Source organism: Methylobacterium sp. 1A (assembly GCF_058072805.1).
Genome location: NZ_JBYQVE010000001.1, coordinates 4,138,013 through 4,144,668 on the forward strand (window position 1 = coordinate 4,138,013; position 6,656 = coordinate 4,144,668).

Below are 6,656 nucleotides of genomic sequence, written 5' to 3' on the forward strand. Positions count from 1 at the left end.
TTTGAATCGCCCCGGGATTTTCGGAGGCTCCAACTCTTGAGAGACTGGAGCCATGACGAAGCATACCCCACCCTTTTCCCCTGAGGTTCGCGAGCGGGCAGTCCGGCTGGCCCGGGAGCATGAGAGCGAGCACGGTTCGCAATGGGCCGCGATCCAGTCGATCGCGGCCAAAATCGGTTGCTCTGGCGAAACGCTGCGCAAGTGGGTCCGTCAGGCCGAGCGCGACCGGGGCGTGCGGGCCGGACCGACGACGGATGAGCGCGAGCGGATCAAGGCGCTGGAGCGGGAGAACCGCGAGCTCCGGCAGGCCAACGAGATCCTCAGGAAGGCGAGCGCGTATTTTGCCCAGGCGGAGCTCGACCGCCGGTTCCGGTCATGATCGCCTTCATCGACGATCATCGTGCGCTCTACGGGGTCGAGCCGATCTGCAAGGTTCTGCCGATCGCCCCGTCGACGTACCACGCCCATGCCGCGCGACGAGCCGATCCCGGGAGGCTGTCGGCTCGAGCCAAGCGGGACGCGGCACTCATGGTCGAGATCCGGCGCGTGTACGAGGCAAACTTCCGGGTCTACGGCGTGCGCAAGGTCTGGCGGCAGCTCGCCCGCGAAGGGATCATTGTGGCGCGCTGCACGGTGGTCCGGCTGATGCGAACGATGGGCTTGGCTGGCGTCGTCCGGGGGCGGAGGGTTCGCACCACCGTTCCCGATCCGGCGGCGGCCTGCCCGCTCGACCGGGTCAATCGACAGTTCAGGGCCGAATGCCCGAACCGGCTATGGGTGGCGGATTTTACCTACATCGCCACCTGGGGCGGCTTCGTCTATGCGGCCTTCGTGATCGACGTCTTCGCCCGCCGGATCGTGGGCTGGCGTGTGTCGCGCTCGGCCCGGGCCGACTTCGTGCTCGATGCCTTGGAGCAGGCCCTGCACGAGCGCCGCCCCTTCGCCGGCAGCGGCCTCGTCTGTCACTCGGATCGCGGATCGCAATATGTGAGCATCCGCTACACCGAGCGCTTGGCCGAGGCGGGCGTCGAACCCTCCGTCGGCAGTGTTGGCGACTCGTACGATAACGCTCTCGCCGAGACGGTGATCGGCCTGTTCAAGGCGGAGGTCATCCATCGACGCGGGCCGTGGCGGTCCTTTGAGGCGGTCGAGTACGCCACGCTGGAATGGGTGGACTGGTTCAACCACCGTCGGCTGCTCGAACCAATCGGCCACATCCCTCCCGCCGAGGCGGAGGCACGCTATTATGCCCAGGCCGAGGTCCAAGCCTTGGCCGCCTGAGCCAAACCAAACGGCCTCCGGAAAACCCGGGGCGATTCACTTCACCACGACCGGATGCGCGGACAGGACAGTCACGAGACCAGACGGTCAGGCCCTTCTCGGGTCACAAGCATCGGCGAGGCAAAACCTCACCGCAGGGTGTTCCCGGGCGGCCGACAGGTCCGGGGAAAGACACGACCGGTCGATCGGAGTGCGGGTCAGGCCACACCGGGACACCCTGCGGCGCCAGCTTAACTGACGGTCCATCGCTGTGCGGATCAGGCCGCCAGGAATCTGGCAACGATCTTCTGACTGACGGAGTGGTGGATCACATCGCGCGGTCGGCGCTGCATGATGGCCATCTCCAGTGCGTCGAGCACGAGGGCGGTCCGCAGGTGGCTGGCCATCGACCAGCCCACGAGGCGCCGGCTCCAGGCGTCGACCACCACGGCGAGGTAGAGGAAGCCCGCGGCGGTCGGCACGTGCCATGGCCGCAATGGGGAAGACGGCCTGGTTCGCGCTCATGAACTGGAAGAGCCCGACGGCACCGCGCCGCTCTCCCGTGCGAACCAGGCCGCGACTTTTGAGAGGATGTCGCGCTCCAACCGAAGCTGCCGCACCTCACGGCGTAGACGGGCCAGTTCCTCCCGCTCGGCGAGCGTGTCAACGCCGAGTGCAAATCGTGGTTCTTCCGCATTTCGTGTGGCGCGGAATTCCAGGTCAGGTCGCGGTGAGGGCGCGCTGGCGTAACAGAGCGAAGCCCGCGCGGCCGAACATCGTGCGCTTGAGCATCTTCAGCCTGCCGATCTGCCCCTCCACCAGACTCGTCGACCAGGGCGTCGTGATCGCACCGCGTAACGCGTCCCTGTCGCGCTCGAGACCGGCGGCGAACTTCGCCAGCGGCGTCGCGGCCGCCGCCGCGAACCAAGCCTCCAGGCTCTCGCTCGAGCGCCGTCGCACGAGGTCAGCAAAGCGCGTCGCGACGGCCACGCTCTTCGCCAGATCGGGTGCCTTCACCCGCAGGCGATCGAGGAAGTGGCGATCGTCCGCAACGCCTGTGCTCGGTTCCGCCTGCAGAAGCCACGCCGTTCGGTTGATCGACGGGGGCCGCCATCGCGGCGCGCTCATCGAGCCCGGCGTGGCGTCCATAACGTCCGCGCTCGCGCGACGCCGTCTCATCGCCCAATCCCGCACCACCCGCGGACCGCCGAACACCTCGCCCCATTCCGCAAAGCCGCGGTTCGAGGTCAGGATCATCGCACCCCGCTCGTAGCGCGCGTTGACAAGTTGGAAGAACAGGTTGCCCCCACCCAGTACCACCGGCAGATAGCCGATCTCGTCTACGATCAGGAGGGCGAAGGCCGCGAGGAAGCGGATGCGCTCGCGCAACGTACCCTCTCGCTCCGCCTTGGCCAGGGAAGCGATGATGTCGGCCAGCGTCGCAAAGTAGACTCCGCGCCCTGCCTTGATCGCCTCCACGCCCAAGGCCACAGCGAGGTGGCTCTTGCCCGTACCGGGTGGACCGAGCAGGTGAACGGCCTCGCGCCGGTCGATGAAGTCCAGGCCTGCCAGCGCCAGGAAGCGGTTGCGGTCCAGCGAGGGTTGGAAGGCGAAGTCGAAGCTGGCCAACGTCTTCACCGTCGTGATCCGCGCCGTCATCAGCGCCATCTTCACCCGCCGCGTCTGGCGCAGCGTCAGTTCCTCGGTCATGAGCACGTCGATGGCCTCGACCGCGCCGATCTGACCCTGCTCGATCTGGCACAGGGTCTGGTCGAGCACCTCCAATGCCCGAGCCATCTTGAGGCCGACGAGGTTGCGCCGGATGCTCTCCAGCGTCGCGGCAGGATCCAGCCGCCCCGTCATGGCCGGCCTCCCTCGGCCAAGCGGCGGCCGACGGCGGCGTAGACCTCCAACGAGCGCCGCGCGACGTGCTCGCCGGTGCGGCCGATCACGATGGGGCCGTCGCGTCCCGCTGCGGTGCGGCGCGTCAGTTCCGGCCGGCGGCGATGCCCGGGCGCTACCAGGATCTGCCGACGCCCCTCGACGACGGTGTGCGCCGCCACCAAACGGCCTGCGTCGAAGATCTGGATCTCGTCGGCGAACTGGTGGACCTCGACGACACGCCGTGTCCGGTCGGGCACGCTGTAGAGGTTGCCGCCGACGCTCACGAGGCCATCGTGGGTGACGCGCCGCTCCAGACGCAGCACGGCCCGGAACGGCACGACCGGCAGCGGCTGCAGGCTGGGCCGCTCTTCGGCGAAGGCTTCCGAGACGATGCGCAGCGTCGTGCCGTGCAGGCGCACGTTGGCGACGGTGGCGAGCCAATCGCCAAGCTGGACGTTCAGGTCCTCGAGATTGCGGAAGCTACGGGCGAGGAAGAAGTCCTCGCGCACGAAGCGGAACGGCCGCTCCACCTTTCCTTTGGTCTTCGCCCGGTAGGGCCGGCAGGCGCGCGGCAGGAAGCCGTAGTGGGCGGCCAGCGCCACGAGCGAGCGGTTGTAGACGATGTTGCCGTCCTCGCTTTCGCCGGTCACCGCGGTCTTCATGCGGTCGTAGAGGATCTCCAGCGGCACGCCGCCCAGGGCCGTGAAGGCGGCGATGTGGCAGCGCAGGACCGTCTGCAGATCCTGGTGCAGGACGAAGCGCGCCCAGACGTGGCGGGAGTGGCCCAGCACCATCGAGAACAGCCAGACGATGCGCGTCACGCCCGGCTCGTCCGCAAACGAGACGACGAAGCGGGCGAAGTCGGCCTGGGCCTGCTGGCCGGGCGGGGTCTCGAAGCGGACCTCGAACGGGGTGGGCACCGCCGGGCGTATCCCGCGCAGGTAGTCGGTGACCGCGGTGTAGCCGCCCGCGTAGCCGCGCTCCTTGAGCTCGCGCCAGAGACGCGATCCGGTCAGTGCGGGATAGGCGGCGACGCGCTCGCGCAGGTAGGCGGTGAAGGGGTCGAGGCGACGTTCGCGGGGCGGGCGTGGTGTGTAGGGCGGGGGTTCGAGGCCGCGGGCGATGTACCGACGTACCGCCTTGCGGTCGAGGCTGAGCTGGCGAGCGATGGCCGTGACGGACAGGCCCTGGCGGTGCAGGTCCAGGATCATGACGAGTTCTCCGAGCTGGATCACCGCCGACACTCCTCGTGCGCTCACGAGGTTCGATCATCGGCGACGTGACGACGCCCGGCCGCCCAGATCAGCGCCTCCGACCCTGCGGACGCGCGCAGAACTGGCGATTTTTCAGTCGGCGCCTTCGTCCATCATTCACCCGGCGTCGACACATGCCGCCTGCGCCCCAAAAAAAGATGGCCGATCCGGTGGCATGGGTCGCTCGCGCGGCGGCCTGACGAGCAAGATCCACGCGCTGGTGGATGCCGAGGGCCGTCACATCGCACTCAAGATCACGGAAGGCCAAGCCCATGACGGGCGTTCTGCCGCCGACATGCTGGGCGGGCTGGGCACGGGTCAGATCCTGCTGGGCGACCAAGCCTACGACGGCGACGTGTTACGCGCTCGGATGGCTGAGCAGGGCGCGTGGGCGAACGTCAGGCCGATGCCCAACCGCAAGAAGGTGTTGGCCTTCAGACCGTTCCTGTACATGTACCGCAACTTGGTCCAGCGCTTCTTTAGCAAAATCAAGCACTTCCGCACCGTCACCACGTGCTACGACAAGGATCCCGACAACTTCCTCGCCAGCGTCAAGCTCGCAGCCGTGCGGGCCTAGCTGCGAGCCTAATGAGTCCGCGACTTAAAGCTCGCCCACCACAGCCGCCAGCCAGCAGCATACATCGGCACCTATTTCAAGGCAGCTTTCCTGTACACGTCAGCGTGAGCGCGACGTAAACTGGCGAATGTCTTAAGATGATGAACAAACCTCCAATCCGAAAGACTTTCGGTAAAACGCACTTGCAAATTATAGCTGTAAACAGGATCGGAAGCTAAAGACAGTACGTTAACTAGATGAGTGTCAAGTTTAAATAAATCCGGGTTCTCGATCGAATAAAATCGCTCGGCTGCGATTGCTGCGTCCTGGAAGCCTTCTAAAATTTCGCTCACCAAATTAATCGGCTCTAACTTTCTGTACCGCGGTCTTCCCGAAAAATTGTAAGCAGCGCAATTTGAAATTCTGGTCCGACAACCAGCCATCCCCGCCAAAACGATCGTACATATAGACGGGACGGCCAAGAGCAATCCCATATGGAACAGTCTTACCAATAGAAACTATGGCATCCGCCGATTCCAGATCCGCCGGCGCGAGCCCGCTGAAAATTGTAGCTCATGCCATATACACGAATTTCTCGTCCAAGTAGCTTAAGCATCCAGAGCGCAATATGCAATTCTCTCGGGATATGATTGCTCACGACAGCAATTTTCGTTAAGTCGTATGTGCGGCAATACTTTCTGCCCCAATAACGCCCGTGGCGCGGCGTTTTGAAAAATTGTTGCTGCAATCGACTCACGGCGAGTGTCTAGAATCTTGTTAAAAGTTTCTTGCGAATTGAAATACAGAGGCAACTGAAGACGTTCCGAAAGGACCACGTCAGCCGATTCGATTGGCTCATAAGGCGAAAGCGAAACATTGATTAGCAGTGGAATTTTTCCCGATGACAATAATTGAGCGTAAAATAAGGCAGCAACATTGTGTTGTGACCACACTATATCGTAATCGTGAAAATTACAACACTGATAGAAATTGATAATAGGAAATCTATCTGACAAATAAAAGCGGAAAAAATCGGAAATGCTGACGCCACATAGAACAACTGAGTGGCCCAACGCTTTGAACCACTCAGCCACCTCGAGTGCAACAATTTCTGACCCGGTGAAATGACACCAGTCGTTTGTGCACACGAGCACCCTCTTCGTTGCGTCTTCAGTCATTCTATTTGCTCAGCTTGAAGTAACCTATGTCAAAATTGAGCGTGTGGTCCGGTTTCAGACAAAGCCGAGGTGCAAAACGAACAAATGTCAAACATTTTTTCTGCTGCCAAAGTAAAAATTGTGAACGCCGAATCAAATTTCACATTCCGAAAAAAGTGTGTCCTCGGAATTTTGGCTCGAGGGGGTAAAGTCTAATTCAGATAGCTGAACGCGAAATTGATGCGACTTTATGTAGACAAAGTTCGGTGCTTCAGTGTCGTTGAGACTATGAAATTATTGCCCATGCTTGCACACTGCATTTAAGCACTAACCGTGCCTGGCCTCAGCCGGGCACGGCGCATTGACTGTCTCAATCTTATCTCTCTGCCCGCGAGATATCAACCCAGACGAGCGATTATCATGTTTTGCGCATGAAGCGGCGCACGAAAAACGCGAAAGCGTTTCACGATAAATGCGAAAACTGGGTCGAAGTAGATCCTCACTGAGGTTAAACACCGGTTTGCATAACTGAACGAAGTAGGCTAA

General features: G+C 62.3%; 3 protein-coding genes, 2 pseudogenes and 1 other annotated feature. Of the genes and pseudogenes, 2 read left to right on the top strand and 3 right to left on the bottom strand.

Annotated features, from left to right (window positions below; genetic code table 11):
• Positions 1–52: 52 nt before the first annotated feature.
• A protein-coding gene (locus ACX9MN_RS19995) for an IS3 family transposase (protein ID WP_091713013.1) occupies positions 53–1,281 on the top strand; the annotation gives its coding sequence in 2 pieces (ribosomal slippage) (positions 53–341 and positions 341–1,281; 1,230 coding nt in all).
• Positions 334–450 (top strand) — a sequence feature (AL1L pseudoknot). (Overlaps the previous gene by 117 nt.)
• A gap of 296 nt (positions 1,282–1,577) precedes the next feature.
• Here the strand turns inward: ACX9MN_RS19995 and ACX9MN_RS20000 are convergent.
• From ACX9MN_RS20000 to istA, 3 genes and pseudogenes are all read right to left on the bottom strand, one after another.
• Positions 1,578–1,745: pseudogene (locus ACX9MN_RS20000) on the bottom strand (DDE-type integrase/transposase/recombinase); the annotation flags it as partial.
• A 721-nt stretch (positions 1,746–2,466) separates the two neighbouring features.
• A pseudogene (istB, locus tag ACX9MN_RS20005) lies at positions 2,467–3,123 on the bottom strand (IS21-like element helper ATPase IstB); the annotation flags it as partial.
• Positions 3,120–4,379, bottom strand: a complete 1,260-nt coding sequence (gene istA / locus ACX9MN_RS20010) for an IS21 family transposase (RefSeq protein ID WP_489725194.1) — start codon at positions 4,377–4,379, stop codon at positions 3,120–3,122. The gene istA and the pseudogene istB, both read right to left, overlap by 4 nt.
• Here istA and ACX9MN_RS20015 point away from each other — a divergent pair.
• Entirely contained in the window at positions 4,354–4,974 is a 621-nt protein-coding gene (locus ACX9MN_RS20015; RefSeq protein ID WP_489725195.1) for an IS5 family transposase, read from the top strand. The genes istA and ACX9MN_RS20015 overlap by 26 nt on opposite strands.
• The last annotated feature ends 1,682 nt before the right edge of the window (positions 4,975–6,656 follow it).

What these genes read in the sequence shown, in the direction of transcription:
- ACX9MN_RS20015 (WP_489725195.1), top strand. Translation starts at nt 4,354, where the DNA reads ATGACGAGTTCTCCGAGCTGGATCACCGCCGACACTCCTCGTGCGCTC.